Source organism: Phormidesmis sp. 146-12 (assembly GCF_052939495.1).
The window spans coordinates 26471-39215 of record NZ_JBJPHS010000061.1 but is presented as its reverse complement, the minus strand read 5'-3'; the positions used below and the strand labels follow the sequence as shown (position 1 = coordinate 39215).

Sequence of the window (12745 nt, the reverse complement as noted above, 5' to 3'; positions counted from 1 at the left end):
CACTAATTTCCTCGTGTTTGTTGGGTTTCACCTACTTCTGTCAGGCAACCAGGTCTATTAGTTGCTCACTAATACCAAATTCACTAGTTACTGATACAGATCCTCGCCCCCTAAATCCCCCATTTTGGGGGACTTTGAAACGGCTTCCCTGATGGGGTTTTTTCAAATCTGAGAGATAGAAATCGGTTAATTAACTGATTTTTTATGAGTATCATTTGTTGGTTGATTTGGTATAAGTTGATACGAGAATTCAACCCCGGTTCGCTTTGACAGTCTCAATCTGCTTGCTGTCTGCTAGTACTACGATCGCTCAACCTAAGCCAATTTTCTCACCTCGGCAACTAACACCCAGTTCTACAACTTTACCTAAGCAAGATAAAGAGCTTGAAAAAGTTCAATTTGAGAACATTCGGTTGGAAGCGTATAGAGTCGCCCGACAAGAGGTTGACAAAGCGTTTGGAATACTATCCATTGCTCTCACCATAACAGGGCAAACGCATGAAAATTCTTGATCCTTTCAGATTGAGGATTTCAGCCTCTAAGCATTTTTGCCCATGAGGTCTGGAAGCCTTGCAGGGTAGTCACCCAATTTTTTTATGCGTTTGCCCTGTCTCACCATAACGGCTGGTGTACTGTGGACATTTCGCCAACGCATAGTGAGCGATCTAGAGAATCAGTTGGAAAAGCAATTCAACGAACAAATCGATAAAAAGCTTGACCAAAAAGTGGCAGAGCAATTAAAAGAAGAAAAAATTGAGCAAGCAGTAGAAATGCAACTAGGCAATGGAGTGAGGTCAGAAATTAATAATCGAAAAGAAGCATTTAGTAAAGATTTTGAGGAAATGAAGCTAGACTTCCATAGCAAGATGTCGCAAATAAGGGTTGATGGCGAGAAATTTAGAGAGGAGCTTTTACATCAACTTTCAGGAATACTGCCACCAATGCAACAAACACTCAGTTTTGAAGAATCTCAAAGCACACCCAAGCGACAACAGAAACTTCAAAGGCTCACCACGCAGCTTAATCTTCTGGACTCTGCAATTCCGCAGTTGTTTACAGCAGAAGATTACATAAAGCAGGGACAAGCTTTCTACTTTGAGTCTCGGTATGATGACGCACTTGCTTCTTATGAAAAAGCCAATCAAATGAGACCTGACTACCTTGATGCTTGGTTTGGTAAAGGGAAGGCATTGAGAAGATTGAGACGATACAAAGAAGCAATTATTGCTCATGAAAAAGTTATTCAAATTGACCCTGATCACTATTCTGCATGGGTCGAGAGAGGTTCTGCTCTTAGATGGTCAGAGCAGCCTAAAGAAGCAATCCTGTCATGTGAGAAGGCTATCGAAATCAAACCTAACTATGCTAGAGCTTGGTATAACAAAGCGTGTTATCTTTCGCTACAAAATGAAGTTGAACTGGCAGTTGAAAGCCTGAAAGAAGCAACTAAACTTACTCCTGATGGTAAATATAGAACAATGGCACAAACTGATTCAGACTTTGACTTCATTAGAAATGACGAACGATTTAAGAAGTTGCTCAACATTTAGCTTCCCTTGTTGATGGACTATAAAATTATTCCTCTTAACAGTTAGATGGTTAGTCAAAGGCTAATACTATTTCTGAGTAATAACCTGACCAATCCGCTTTAGCACCCGCGTTGCATTGTAAAGCTCTCTAGCTGAGGTGAAGGGCGCGAACACTCGCGAAAGCGAATATTGAGAAACTTTACCCTGAGCCAACTTCACAAAAAGAATGTCATCTCCATTCGTAATCATGCCAAAGCCAGGTTGATCAGGATGGGGACTTGCCATGAGATAGGTCAGCGCTTGAGGTAAAGCAGCCAAGACAGCAAGAGTCGTTTTCTTGGATTCTAAAATTACAACCCAGAACTGGTTTTGCATCACCAAGACATCGATCCGCCCCCGCAAAACCTCTTCACCATCATCTAATACCAAACCGTCCAACTAATGATACAGATATAATGTAGTCAAGTTAAGAGGCTAACAAGATGGCACCTCAAAAATCTCATGCACACTCAGTGCCATGCTCGCAGTAAAGAACGGATTCAACTACTGTATCTTCTGCAAAGTGGTCAAGCCAAATCGGTGACTCACGCCGCCGAACTGCTAGGACGAGGGCGCATTACGCTACAGCGTTGGTTGAGTAAATACGATCATGGCGGCATGGAGGAACTGTTAACCCGTGAAGTCCCAATCGGTCGAACCTGTCAAATCCCGGAGGCAGCTCAAGCAGTCTTAATAGAGCGACTGTCCAGTCCAGTCGGGTTCAGTAGCTACGGCGAAATCCAAGAGTGGCTGAAGACTGAGTACGATCATGAGATCACCTATGAAGGCATCCATAAGCATGTTTGCTATCGACTTGGGGCAAAACCGAAGCGACCTCGACCCATCAGCACTGAGCAAGACCCGCAAAAAGTGGACTTTTTTAAAAGATCTTAGGGGCTGAACTGAGCGATATTTTGGAGGAGGATGGGAGAATCCGCCCGTTGAAATATTGGTGTTAAGATGAAACCCGCCTGGGATTACTGACCACATTAGGCAAACGCATCACCGCCCTGGGTGTCAAACCGGCACAGCCGGTGCAGTGGCCCAGAGAAGCAATTTGGCTATATGGGGTGGTTGCCCCCAGTACCGGTGAGTCGTTCTTCTACGAATTTTCCCATCTCGATACCGCTTGTTTTGAGGTGTTTTTAGACCTAGTTGCCCAAGCGTATCCCCATGTCCTGAATGTGATTCAAGTCGATCAAGCTCCCGCTCATTCCAGCCACAAGCTTTGCATCCCGGAGAACATTGTCTTACTTTATCAGCCCCCTCACAGTCCGGAACTCAATCCGATTGAGCGTCTGTGGGAAGATTTGAAGCTGGATTTCAAAGGAGAAATCTTTGCCACCCTAGATGAGTTGAGGACAGCACTGCGCGAAGTGTTGGGCTATCTGACACCGGATTGGATTGCTGCTGTGACACAATATCCATTCATCATGAATGCCCTATCTGTATCTATCTCTAGTTGATTTGGTATAACGTGATTTGAACCGTTGGCTCTGCTTTCACCTTAAACGGCGGATTATAAAATCCTGCTACAGCCAAAAGTGGCGAAGCCATCAGCAAAGAGACAGTCCCTTCTAATAAGTCGCCATCAGTACGGTGATACACATATCTTCGTCGAAGCGTGTCCAAAACTTCCCGATCGACATCCGTCAGATCAGGTAACCCTTCAATCCACTCTTTAAAGAACTGCTCATCTTCAGTCCGCCTCAACCCAAACTGATTTTCAGCTTCGGCTAAAGTCGTAATGGCATCAGTGATGGCAGTAATTTGAACCATCAACTCACCGCTGCTTGGTTTCCACTCTCTGCTGCCAAGACTTCTAGTCGCTCTTGCTGGTCTTGAGAAATGCAGCTTTGAATCAACTCTTCCAGGTCGCCCTCCAACACAGGCGGCAGCGAAAAGTTTTTGCCCAAACGGTGATCTGTGACGCGACTATCTTTGTAGTTGTAGGTACGAATCTTTTCCGATCGCGATCCCGTCCCCACCTGAGACATCCGCAGCGAAGTCACTGCCTCTTGCTGTTCTTGCAGCTTCAGTTCATACAGTTTGGCTCGAAGAATCTGCATCGCTCGTTCGCGGTTTTGCAGTTGCGATCGTTCCTCAGTGCAAAAAATCCGAATCCCCGTTGGCTTGTGTCGTAGATCAACTGCGGTTTCCACTTTGTTGACGTTCTGACCACCCGCACCACCCGATCGCGCTGTCGTCAATTCAATATCTTTGGGGTCAATGTGAACTTCCACTTCGTCCACTTCCGGCATCACCGCGACCGTCGCGGTTGACGTGTGAACTCGTCCCGACGCTTCGGTTAAAGGAACCCGCTGGACTCGGTGAACTCCCGCCTCAAATTTCAGTTCGCTGTAGACGCGATCGCCCTGAATCTCCAGAACTGCTTCCTTAAAGCCGCCCATGTCTGCCAGAGACTCACTGACCAGCTTCACTTTCCAGCGCTTCGTCTCCGCATAACGAGAATACATCCGCAGCAAATCACCCGCCCAAATACTCGCCTCATCGCCACCTGTCCCCGCTCGAATTTCCAACATGATGTTTCGGTCATCATTCGGATCGCTGGGCAGCAGCATCACTTTCAGTCGAGTTTCCAAATCATTGAGGCTTTGCTGAAGCTCTTCAGCTTCCATCGCAGCCATTTGCTGCAACTCCTGATCGCTGCCCGACTCTTTAACAATTTGCCGAGCGTCGGCCAGATCCTGCTGAGTTTTGCGCCAGGCTTCATAAGTATTGACGACTGTCTCTAGAGACGATCGCGCCTTTGCCACTTCTTGAAACTCAGCCGGATTTTTAGCAATGTCAGGATCACTCATCCGCCGAGTCAACTCATTAAAAGTTTGCTCAACGGAATTCAGCTTGTCAATTAAATAAGATTCAGCCATGAGACCAGAAAAAAGTAGGGGTTAACTAGGCTCCACGATCGGTTGGGGCGATCCTCGGAGAGATTGAATCCAGAAGTCGGACATCAATCCAAACTCTAAAATCCAAACCGCCTAGCTTGGCTACTTTGCTTGTCCGGCTGAGTCGTCCGTCATGCCATACTTCCGCAAGAATCGTTCCACACGACCCTCGGTATCAATAATCTTTTGCGTCCCGGTAAAGAATGGGTGATTGCCAGACCACACGTCAACATGCAGTTCGGGCTTGGTGGAACCGATGGTCATGACGACTTCGCCATTACAGTAGACTTTCGCCTCTGGGTACCACTTGGGATGAATGTCAGGTTTGGGCATCGAAATTTCTCCAATCTTTCTAGATCTATTTTAGCTTTTAGCAATCTGCTGTGAGCCAGCTTCCTACCGTTTCGAGAACTGAGGAGCCTTACGCGCTTTCCGCAGACCGTATTTCTTCCGCTCTTTGGCACGGGGATCACGAGTCAGGTAGCCTTCCGTCTTCAAAGGCTTACGGTTTTCAGGGTCAAGCTGACACAGGGCACGAGCCACACCGAGACGAATCGCATCCGCTTGTCCCGTCAATCCGCCCCCGTGAGCATTCACGAGAATGTCATACTCACCTTCGAGTCCCAAGGTTTCCAAGGGAGCCTTTGCCGCTGAAATATACTCAGGATTGAATTGAAGATACAGATCTCCAGCTTTACCGTTCACTGTCAGCGTTCCATCACCCGGAACCAGACGAACTCTGGCCACCGCAGACTTACGGCGACCTGTGCCAAGATAAACGACACGACCTTCAGTGGCTTGCATTAGCTATCTTCTCCGGGAATGGTATTGATTTGTAGAACTTGAGGCTGTTGGGCGGCATGGGGATGAGCCGCTCCCGCATAAACTTTCAGCTTGGTGAATAGTTGGCGACCCAGAGAATTTTTGGGCAGCATTCCTTTCACCGCATGTTCGATGATTCGCTCTGGAATTCGAGCTTGCAGTTTGTCAAACGTCTCGGTTTTCATTCCACCAGGACGCCCAGAGTTGCGGCGATAGATCTTCTGAAAGCGTTTTTTCCCGGTCACATCCACTTTCTCAGCATTGATGACGATTACAAAATCGCCTGTATCCATCGAAGGGGTATAAGTAGGCTTGTTCTTACCGCGTAAAATCATCGCGATTTCAGTGGAGAGTCGTCCCAAGCGCTGATTGGCTGCATCAATGACGTACCAATTGCGTTCTAGAGAATCGACAGGAGGGAGATAGGTCTTTTCCATGATTTCTTCAGTCTTGTAAAAATTTGCGATCGAGCTAACTCAAGCAATACTCTAAATCGGTCGGACTTGGCAGAACTAGCCTCGGCTGGCTATCAAACCAAACATCGGGCGAGAAGGGCGAATCAGGATAGCCAACCCTCAACAAACACAAGCCTTGAGACGGGGCAGCGTATTTCACTTCTTCTCGACGTTCCGCCGTCCAGAGTTGGGTGAAGTCATCGGGCGATCGCTCTCCTCGCCCCACCTGCACCAGCAATCCCACCAACAGCCGCATCATTCCATACAAAAAGCCGCTGGCCTGAACTTCAATGTACAAAAAGGCTCCCTGACGCTGACACTCTGCCGCCTGAACATCCACCCAGGAATGCGGACGACTCGATCCCGCACGATGAAAGGCTGCCAAATGGTGCCGACCCAGCATCGGATTCAGCGCCTTCTGAATCAGCGTCTCATCCAACGGCTCATAGTAATAGTGCCAAGCGTAAGGCGCGACAAACAGATTGGGACGGGCATCCGTAAATAGCGTGTAACGGTAACGTCTCCACACCGCAGAAAATCGAGCGTGCCAGGTCGAATGAACTGAAGTCGAGGCGCGAATCAGAATATCGTCAGGCAAACGAGAATTTAAAACATCTGCCCAACGATGAGCCGGAATCAGAGTTTCGGCATCAAAATGGACGACTTGGGCGGCTGCGTGAACGCCTGTATCAGTTCTTCCTGCTGCGTGAATCACCACTGGGCGGTTAAGAACCGATCGCAGCGCCGTCTCAATTTCTTCCTGAACGGTTCGCTGATTCGGCTGACGCTGCCACCCATGAAAACGAGTGCCCAAGTATTGAATAACTAAGGCAATGCGTTGAGTTGGTTGGGGTTGAGCAGCGAGCATGAGGTTAAGTCAATTCGATGTACGCCATTTCTGCGTTGTCGCCGCGTCGGGGAACAGTTCGGATAATCCGGGTGTAGCCACCTTGGCGATCGGCGTACCGTTCTGGAGCTTGCTCAAACAGGGCGTGAACCAGTTGTTTGTCGAAGATGTATCCCATGGCTTGACGACGGGCCGAGAGGGAACCGTCTTTAGCGAGGGTAATCATCTTTTCGACTTCAGGGCGCATGGCCTTGGCGCGAACTTTGGTCGTCTTGATTCGACCGTTGCGGATCAGTTCAGTGGTAAGCGATCGCAAGAGCGCTTTACGCTGATCCGCAGGTTTTCCAAGCATGGGAACTCTGCAACGATGACGCATAACAAGTTTATAAGTAGAGGGACTTCGTTCCAAATTCTAAGTTCCAGGCTAATGACTCAACCCAGAACTCAAAACGGATTTTAGTTGGACTTTTGGGATTTCTCTTGAGGCAGAGTAATTCCTAACCGTTGCTGTAAGGCTTCGACCACTTCTTCGGCCGACTTTTGCCCGAAATTCTTTATTTCAAGCAGGTCTTCCTGGCTGTAGTCGAGCAGGTCAGCAACTGAGTTAATTTGCGCCCGCTTCAAGCAGTTGTAAGCGCGAACCGAGAGTTGAAGCTCTTCGATCGGAATCTGACTTTCTGGCCCGTCCTCTCCAGTGAAATCATCATCGGCAGGTTCAGAAGGAATGTCTTTAAGGGGATTGAACAAATCAACCAAGATGTTAGCAGCCTGACTCAACGCTTCTTGAGGCGTTAAGCTGCCATTTGTCCAAATCTCCATCAGGAGACGGTCTTTCTCAGTCGCACCGCCGCCTCTCGCATCTTCAACACTGTAATTCACCTTCCGAACGGGCATGAACACAGAATCAATCTGCAAAAAGTCCAGCGCTGCGGTTTCCTCACGATTTTTGTCAACCGCTCGGTAACCTTTGCCTTTCTCAATTCTGAACTCCATTTCCAGCGTAGAACCCGCCGAAAGCGTTGCAATATATTGATCGGGATCGACTAGCTCCACCTCAGCCGGGAGATCGAACTGCTCGGCCGTCACCGTCGCAGGCCCTTGCACCAGCAATCGACCAATCTGAGGTTGAGCAGAATAGCTCTTAAAGACCACCTTCTTCATGTTGAGAAGAATGTCTAGAACATCCTCGCGTACCCCTGGAATGGTGGCAAACTCGTGAGAAACGCCCGCAATCCGAACAGCCGTTGCTGCGGTTCCTTCCAGGTTTGACAGCAAAACCCGCCGCAAAGCGTTACCAACGGTCGTGCCTTGACCCCGCTCTAGCGTCTCTAAAATAAACTTGCTGTACTGGCTCTGGTCTTTGTCCGTTGTGGACTCTACACATTCAACCTGAAACTGTGCCACGGAGTGACCTCCCTTCTCCTTGATCGTGAGGGCTTTCCCTCATTTGACTCAAACCCGAACCTTTTCTGGATAGCTGGCAAACACAACCCAAACGCTTAGACTCGACGACGCTTGGGTGGACGGCAGCCATTGTGAGGAATCGGAGTGATATCACGAATCAGAGTAATTTCTAACCCTGCCCCTTGCAGTGCCCGAATCGCGGTCTCTCGACCGGCTCCCGGCCCGCTGACCATCACTTCTAACTGACGCATTCCTTGATCCATTGCGCGACGGGCTGCACTTTCTGCCGCAGTTTGAGCCGCAAAAGGCGTTCCTTTCTTCGCACCCTTGAATCCACTGGAGCCAGCAGAGGCCCACGAGATGACTTCGCCACCTGTATCAGAGATGGTGACGATCGTGTTGTTAAACGTTGATGAAATGTAAGCCACGCCGCTGGGGACGTTTTTCTTTTGCTTACGGGGGCCAGTCTTTCTGGTTGGTTGTCTCGCCATGTCTAAACTCTGATCTGAGGTTCTAAATGAGTGCTGAGAAGGAACTTTAGACTCTAGACGATGGACTTTGGACGAATCCAAAATCTCAGGTCTAGAGTCTGGAGTCTACTTATTTCTTACCGGGCGCTTTCTTCTTACCGGCCACAGTTCGACGACCACCGCGACGAGTCCGGGCGTTGGTGCGAGTTCGTTGTCCGCGAACGGGTAAGCCAAGACGATGACGACGACCGCGATAGCAGCCGATATCCATCAATCGTTTGACGTTCAGGTTGTCAAATCGTCGTAAGTCACCTTCGACTTGATAACCACTTTCGACCGCTTCTCGAAGGGCCGAAACATCCGCATCGCTCAAATCTCTAACGCGAGTATCCGGGTTCACGCCTGTTTTGGCGATCACTTCTTTTGCTCTGGTGAGTCCAATTCCGTAAATGTATGTCAGACCAATCTCAACGCGCTTATCGCGGGGAAGGTCTACTCCGGCAATCCGTGCCACGCTTCTCTCTCCCTATACTGAATTGCTTGAGGATGTAGATATTACCCTGCTTGCCTAGAAGTCCCCTTCCTCTGAGGCAAGTCTACCAACTAACCTTGGCGCTGTTTGTGCTTGGGATTTTCACAAATCACCATCACGCGACCCCGACGGCGGATGACGCGGCACTTTTCACAAATCTTCTTGACTGACGCTCGAACTTTCATGCCTTAACCTTGGCAACACTGCAACAAACACAACATTCTAACAATTTTTTATAGTTTTTGTCAAAGGTAGATTTCGCTACAGCCTTTTAAAACCATTTTTATTTTTTGTTTCGCAAGCGATAGGTAATTCTGCCCTTGGTCAAGTCGTAGGGCGTAAGTTCAACCTTGACGCGATCGCCCGGCAAAATCTTAATGTAGTTGCGACGAATCTTGCCAGAAATATGAGCAAGAACGTTAAAGCCGTTATCCAAATCGACGCGAAACATTGCATTCGGCAGGGAGTCAACCACCGTCCCTTCCATTTCAATCAAATCTTGTTTAGACAAACTGTTTTCCTCCGTTACAACAAAACATTTTTGGAGTCAAGAGAGTTTACACCATCTTTTCCAGTTTAGAGCATTAAATTTGCTTTCTGCATATCAGGAAGGTGACCATATCAGAAAACAAGGGGTAGAACCCACCGCAGCTAAGAAATTGGGAGCGGGCCGACTCATTAAGTCTTGTGCTAAACAATCTCTTTTAGGGCAGTCGTGACTTCTTCCAGTGGGCGATCGCCGTCAACCGTGGTCAAATTCTGGTGAGCTTCGTAGTATTTGATCAGGGGTGCGGTTTGCTCCCGGTAAACCTCTAAGCGACGGCGAATCACTTCCTCGCTATCGTCCTTGCGTCCGCGACTCAACAAACGCTCTACCAGGGTTTCGTCTGGAACGTCTAAATTGACGACGCGATCAAGGGTCTGACCCAGTTCCGTGACTAATTCCGCTAGAGAGTCGGCTTGGGCTACATTACGCGGGTATCCGTCTAGAATCCAGCCAGCCTCAGCATCCGACTCTCCCAGTCGTTCTCGAATCAGGTCAATCACAAGCTGATCCGGAACAAGTTCTCCCCGATCCATGTATCCCTTGGCTTTGACTCCTAGGATTGTCTGCCCAGCAACCGCCGCTCGTAAAATTTCGCCTGTGGAAATATGAGGGATCTGTTTAAGGGAAGCCAAGACCATTGCCTGGGTACCTTTGCCTGCTCCGGGTGGGCCTAGAAAGATGAGTCGAGCCACTACTGTTTCACCATTCCTTCGTATCTCTGGGAGATGACGTAAGTTTGAATTTGTTTCGCCGTGTCAATCGCGACCCCAACCAGAATTAGGAGTGAAGTTGCGCCTAACCCCTGAAAGGTTGGAACCCTAGTTGCGCTCTCCACGATCGTAGGGACGATCGCGACCACTCCTAGAAAGATCGCACCCAGAAATGTCAACCGATTTAAGACTCGCTCAATGTACTCAGTCGTCGCCTTTCCGGGACGAATTCCTGGAATACTTGCACCCATCTTCTTCAAGTTCTTTGACATCTCATCGGGCTGAACCACAAGCGAAGCATAAAAGTAGCTGAAGAAGAGAATCAACACAAGATAGACAAGATTGTGTGCCCAAGAAGTCGGCCCCAAATAAGTTCCAAGAAACTGGCTGACGGACGCATTTTGGAGCGCCTGAGCAACCAGCGCCGGAAGAGTCAGAACCGTAGAGGCGAAAATGATCGGCATGACCCCACCCTGGTTAAGGCGGAGCGGTAGATAGCTGCTTCTTTCTAGATACTGGCGACGACCAACCTGACGGCGGGCTGAAATGATCGGAATTCGACGAGTGCCCTCTTGAACAAAAACGATTCCAATCACCATCGCCAGGAACACAAGCAGTAGAATCACAACACCACCCACAACGCTGCGATCGCCACTCTGCGCTAACTCAAATGTTTTTCCTAACGAAGTCGGCAAGGTTGAAACGATGTTTAAGAAAATCAGCAAGGAGGCCCCGTTTCCAATGCCTCGCTCCGTAATGACTTCACCAACCCACATCACAAACATTGAACCCGCAGACAGCGCCAATGCCGTTTCAGCAACAAATAGGGGGCCTGCATCCAGCGCAAAAGGACGAAGTAGCCCGATCGCCAACAGCGAACTTTGAACAATTGCTAACCCTAACGCCACATAGCGAGTGATTTGAGAAATCTTGCGCCGTCCGGCTTCTCCTTCATTCTTCTGCAAGTCTTCTAACTGTGGGATTGCCGTAGTCAGTAATTGCAAAATAATCGAGGCGTTGATAAACGGCAAGATCCCCAGTGCAAAAATTCCCAGGGTTCTCAGACCACCGCCAGCAAACAAGTCAACAAAACTGAGAGCCGAGTTGCCCGAAATGTTGGCAGCAAAAGCGGCCCGATCGATCCCCGGTAGCGGAATATAAATCCCCAGGCGAACCAGAATCAGTAAGCCGATCGTCAAGAGCAAACGCCCTCTAAGTCCGGCAGCTTGAGCCATCTGAGAAAAGGTTTCCTGAGCGGTTGGAGCTTTATCTCGACTAACGACCATAAAAGAACACCTCGTACATATATTCGTAGCCTAGCAGACCGATTTGCCCAGTTCCAGAAGGTGCTTATTTTGAGACTAGAAAGCGCCACCCCGGCAAGGATGACGTTTAGTGAGCTGTTGAAACGGCTATGCTTTCACCTTGGGGGCACGATGCCAGGTTGGTTTGGGTTCCAAGACTTCACAGGTGCCGCCAGCTGCTTCGATTTTAGCGCGGGCACCCTCTGTAAAGCTGGTCGCTTGGACGTTCAGAGCTACAGACAAGTCTCCGTCACCCAAAATTTTCAGCGGCCCGTCATCTTGAGTGACAATGCCCACTTCCATCAAGGAAGCCAGATTAACCCCTGTGTTAGCAGCAAGCTCCGCCAGGTCGCCCACATTGATCACAGTGTAGTTTTGCCGATTGATCACAGTGAAATACTTGCGTTTGGGTAGTCGGCGATACAGAGGCGTTTGTCCGCCTTCAAAGCCTGGGCGAGTCGGGCGACCGGAACGAGACTTTTGACCCCGCATTCCAAAGCCACAGCTTGCACCTTGTCCGGCAGCAATACCTCGACCGACTCGACGGCCACGTTTGGTTGCACCTTGTTGAGGCGCTACATCATCGATTCTCATAGTGTTTAGTCAGTGCTAATGAAAGTTTCTTGACCTAATCTCTCGACTCAATCTTGAGAGACTAAGCGTAGAGGTTTTCGACTGGAACACCCCGTTCTTCAGCCACTTCCGCGAAGGTTCGCAGTCCATCCAACGCACTGACCGCCGCCCGTGCATTGTTGAGCGGATTGCCAGAACCAAGCTGTTTGGCCAGAATGTTCTTCACGCCCGCAAGTTCGAGAACTGTCCGAACGGCTCCCCCAGCAATTACCCCAGTCCCTGGAGCCGCTGGACGCATCATTACTTTTGCGCCGCCACCGCTGCCATTGGTTGGATGAGGAATTGAATTGGATTTGGTCAAAGGGACTTCTACAAGATGCTTCTTGCCATCCGCAACGCCTTTCTTAACCGCGCCGATGACATCGCTGGCCTTACCAACGCCGACCCCGACTTGACCCCGCTCGTTACCGACGACGACGATCGCCCGGAAGCTCAGTTTTTTACCGCCCTTGACGACCTTCGTCACCCGGCGAATCTGAACCACCCGCTCTTGCCAGTCCGATTTCTCTTCACGAGGCTTGTTACTTTTACGACCTTTTGCCAT

The 12745-nt window shown here is 49.3% G+C and carries 20 protein-coding genes; 3 read left to right on the top strand and 17 right to left on the bottom strand.

Features of this window, described 5'->3' with window-relative positions:
- Positions 1–656: 656 nt before the first annotated feature.
- Entirely contained in the window at positions 657–1550 is an 894-nt protein-coding gene (locus ACKFKF_RS22610) for a tetratricopeptide repeat protein (RefSeq protein WP_446869779.1), read from the top strand.
- 66 nt (positions 1551–1616) lie between these two features.
- On the opposite strand, the gene ACKFKF_RS22605 is transcribed toward ACKFKF_RS22610, so the two are convergent.
- A complete protein-coding gene (locus ACKFKF_RS22605; RefSeq protein ID WP_446869778.1) occupies positions 1617–1958 on the bottom strand; it encodes a type I restriction endonuclease in 342 nt (113 codons plus the stop codon).
- A gap of 72 nt (positions 1959–2030) precedes the next feature.
- Between ACKFKF_RS22605 and ACKFKF_RS22600 the strand changes: the two genes are divergently transcribed.
- Positions 2031–2462 (top strand): helix-turn-helix domain-containing protein, encoded by a 432-nt coding sequence (locus ACKFKF_RS22600; protein WP_446869777.1) that lies wholly within the window; start codon positions 2031–2033, stop codon positions 2460–2462.
- Positions 2463–2539: 77 nt separating this feature from the next.
- Positions 2540–3034, top strand: a complete 495-nt coding sequence (locus ACKFKF_RS22595) for an IS630 family transposase (protein ID WP_446869780.1) — start codon at positions 2540–2542, stop codon at positions 3032–3034.
- Here the strand turns inward: ACKFKF_RS22595 and ACKFKF_RS22590 are convergent.
- From ACKFKF_RS22590 to rpsE, 16 genes are all read right to left on the bottom strand, one after another.
- Entirely contained in the window at positions 3027–3347 is a 321-nt protein-coding gene (locus tag ACKFKF_RS22590) for a hypothetical protein (RefSeq protein WP_446869776.1), read from the bottom strand. The genes ACKFKF_RS22595 and ACKFKF_RS22590 overlap by 8 nt on opposite strands.
- Positions 3347–4459 (bottom strand): peptide chain release factor 1, encoded by a 1113-nt coding sequence (gene prfA / locus ACKFKF_RS22585; protein ID WP_446869775.1) that lies wholly within the window; start codon positions 4457–4459, stop codon positions 3347–3349. Before prfA ends, ACKFKF_RS22590 begins: the two co-directional genes overlap by 1 nt.
- 120 nt (positions 4460–4579) lie before the next feature.
- Positions 4580–4810, bottom strand: coding sequence for a 50S ribosomal protein L31 (gene rpmE, locus ACKFKF_RS22580; RefSeq protein ID WP_446859483.1), 231 nt, complete (start codon positions 4808–4810; stop codon positions 4580–4582).
- A gap of 63 nt (positions 4811–4873) precedes the next feature.
- Positions 4874–5281, bottom strand: coding sequence for a 30S ribosomal protein S9 (rpsI, locus tag ACKFKF_RS22575; protein WP_446859484.1), 408 nt, complete (start codon positions 5279–5281; stop codon positions 4874–4876).
- Entirely contained in the window at positions 5281–5736 is a 456-nt protein-coding gene (gene rplM / locus ACKFKF_RS22570) for a 50S ribosomal protein L13 (RefSeq protein WP_446859485.1), read from the bottom strand. Before rplM ends, rpsI begins: the two co-directional genes overlap by 1 nt.
- A gap of 34 nt (positions 5737–5770) precedes the next feature.
- Positions 5771–6622 carry a tRNA pseudouridine(38-40) synthase TruA gene (truA, locus tag ACKFKF_RS22565; protein ID WP_446859486.1) on the bottom strand — a complete coding sequence of 284 codons (852 nt, stop codon included), beginning with the start codon at positions 6620–6622 and terminating at the stop codon, positions 5771–5773.
- A gap of 4 nt (positions 6623–6626) precedes the next feature.
- Positions 6627–6953, bottom strand: coding sequence for a 50S ribosomal protein L17 (gene rplQ / locus ACKFKF_RS22560; protein ID WP_446859487.1), 327 nt, complete (start codon positions 6951–6953; stop codon positions 6627–6629).
- Positions 6954–7057: 104 nt separating this feature from the next.
- Entirely contained in the window at positions 7058–8005 is a 948-nt protein-coding gene (locus tag ACKFKF_RS22555) for a DNA-directed RNA polymerase subunit alpha (RefSeq protein WP_446859488.1), read from the bottom strand.
- A 95-nt stretch (positions 8006–8100) separates the two neighbouring features.
- Positions 8101–8496 (bottom strand): 30S ribosomal protein S11, encoded by a 396-nt coding sequence (gene rpsK / locus ACKFKF_RS22550; RefSeq protein ID WP_446859489.1) that lies wholly within the window; start codon positions 8494–8496, stop codon positions 8101–8103.
- Positions 8497–8605: 109 nt separating this feature from the next.
- Complete coding sequence (gene rpsM, locus ACKFKF_RS22545) at positions 8606–8989, bottom strand: 30S ribosomal protein S13 (protein WP_446859490.1); 384 nt, start codon at positions 8987–8989, stop codon at positions 8606–8608.
- A gap of 89 nt (positions 8990–9078) precedes the next feature.
- Complete coding sequence (rpmJ, locus tag ACKFKF_RS22540; protein WP_073069333.1) at positions 9079–9192, bottom strand: 50S ribosomal protein L36; 114 nt, start codon at positions 9190–9192, stop codon at positions 9079–9081.
- A gap of 98 nt (positions 9193–9290) precedes the next feature.
- Entirely contained in the window at positions 9291–9518 is a 228-nt protein-coding gene (infA, locus tag ACKFKF_RS22535; protein ID WP_446859491.1) for a translation initiation factor IF-1, read from the bottom strand.
- A gap of 179 nt (positions 9519–9697) precedes the next feature.
- Entirely contained in the window at positions 9698–10246 is a 549-nt protein-coding gene (locus ACKFKF_RS22530) for an adenylate kinase (protein ID WP_446869774.1), read from the bottom strand.
- The gene (gene secY, locus ACKFKF_RS22525; RefSeq protein WP_446859493.1) at positions 10246–11550 is read right to left on the bottom strand and encodes a preprotein translocase subunit SecY; all 1305 of its coding nucleotides are present in this window, start codon (positions 11548–11550) and stop codon (positions 10246–10248) included. The genes ACKFKF_RS22530 and secY overlap by 1 nt, the downstream gene beginning before the upstream one ends.
- 126 nt (positions 11551–11676) lie before the next feature.
- Positions 11677–12162, bottom strand: a complete 486-nt coding sequence (gene rplO, locus ACKFKF_RS22520; protein ID WP_446859494.1) for a 50S ribosomal protein L15 — start codon at positions 12160–12162, stop codon at positions 11677–11679.
- A gap of 61 nt (positions 12163–12223) precedes the next feature.
- Positions 12224–12745, bottom strand: a complete 522-nt coding sequence (gene rpsE / locus ACKFKF_RS22515; RefSeq protein ID WP_446859495.1) for a 30S ribosomal protein S5 — start codon at positions 12743–12745, stop codon at positions 12224–12226.

Coding starts and splice junctions, on each gene's coding strand:
- ACKFKF_RS22600 (WP_446869777.1), top strand. CDS start 2,031: ATGCACACTCAGTGCCATGCTCGCAGTAAAGAACGGATTCAACTACTG.
- ACKFKF_RS22590 (WP_446869776.1), bottom strand. CDS start 3,347: ATGGTTCAAATTACTGCCATCACTGATGCCATTACGACTTTAGCCGAA.
- prfA (WP_446869775.1), bottom strand. CDS start 4,459: ATGGCTGAATCTTATTTAATTGACAAGCTGAATTCCGTTGAGCAAACT.
- rpmE (WP_446859483.1), bottom strand. CDS start 4,810: ATGCCCAAACCTGACATTCATCCCAAGTGGTACCCAGAGGCGAAAGTC.
- rpsI (WP_446859484.1), bottom strand. CDS start 5,281: ATGCAAGCCACTGAAGGTCGTGTCGTTTATCTTGGCACAGGTCGCCGT.
- rplM (WP_446859485.1), bottom strand. CDS start 5,736: ATGGAAAAGACCTATCTCCCTCCTGTCGATTCTCTAGAACGCAATTGG.
- truA (WP_446859486.1), bottom strand. CDS start 6,622: ATGCTCGCTGCTCAACCCCAACCAACTCAACGCATTGCCTTAGTTATT.
- rplQ (WP_446859487.1), bottom strand. CDS start 6,953: ATGCTTGGAAAACCTGCGGATCAGCGTAAAGCGCTCTTGCGATCGCTT.
- rpsK (WP_446859489.1), bottom strand. CDS start 8,496: ATGGCGAGACAACCAACCAGAAAGACTGGCCCCCGTAAGCAAAAGAAA.
- rpmJ (WP_073069333.1), bottom strand. CDS start 9,192: ATGAAAGTTCGAGCGTCAGTCAAGAAGATTTGTGAAAAGTGCCGCGTC.
- secY (WP_446859493.1), bottom strand. CDS start 11,550: ATGGTCGTTAGTCGAGATAAAGCTCCAACCGCTCAGGAAACCTTTTCT.
- rplO (WP_446859494.1), bottom strand. CDS start 12,162: ATGAGAATCGATGATGTAGCGCCTCAACAAGGTGCAACCAAACGTGGC.
- rpsE (WP_446859495.1), bottom strand. CDS start 12,745: ATGGCAAAAGGTCGTAAAAGTAACAAGCCTCGTGAAGAGAAATCGGAC.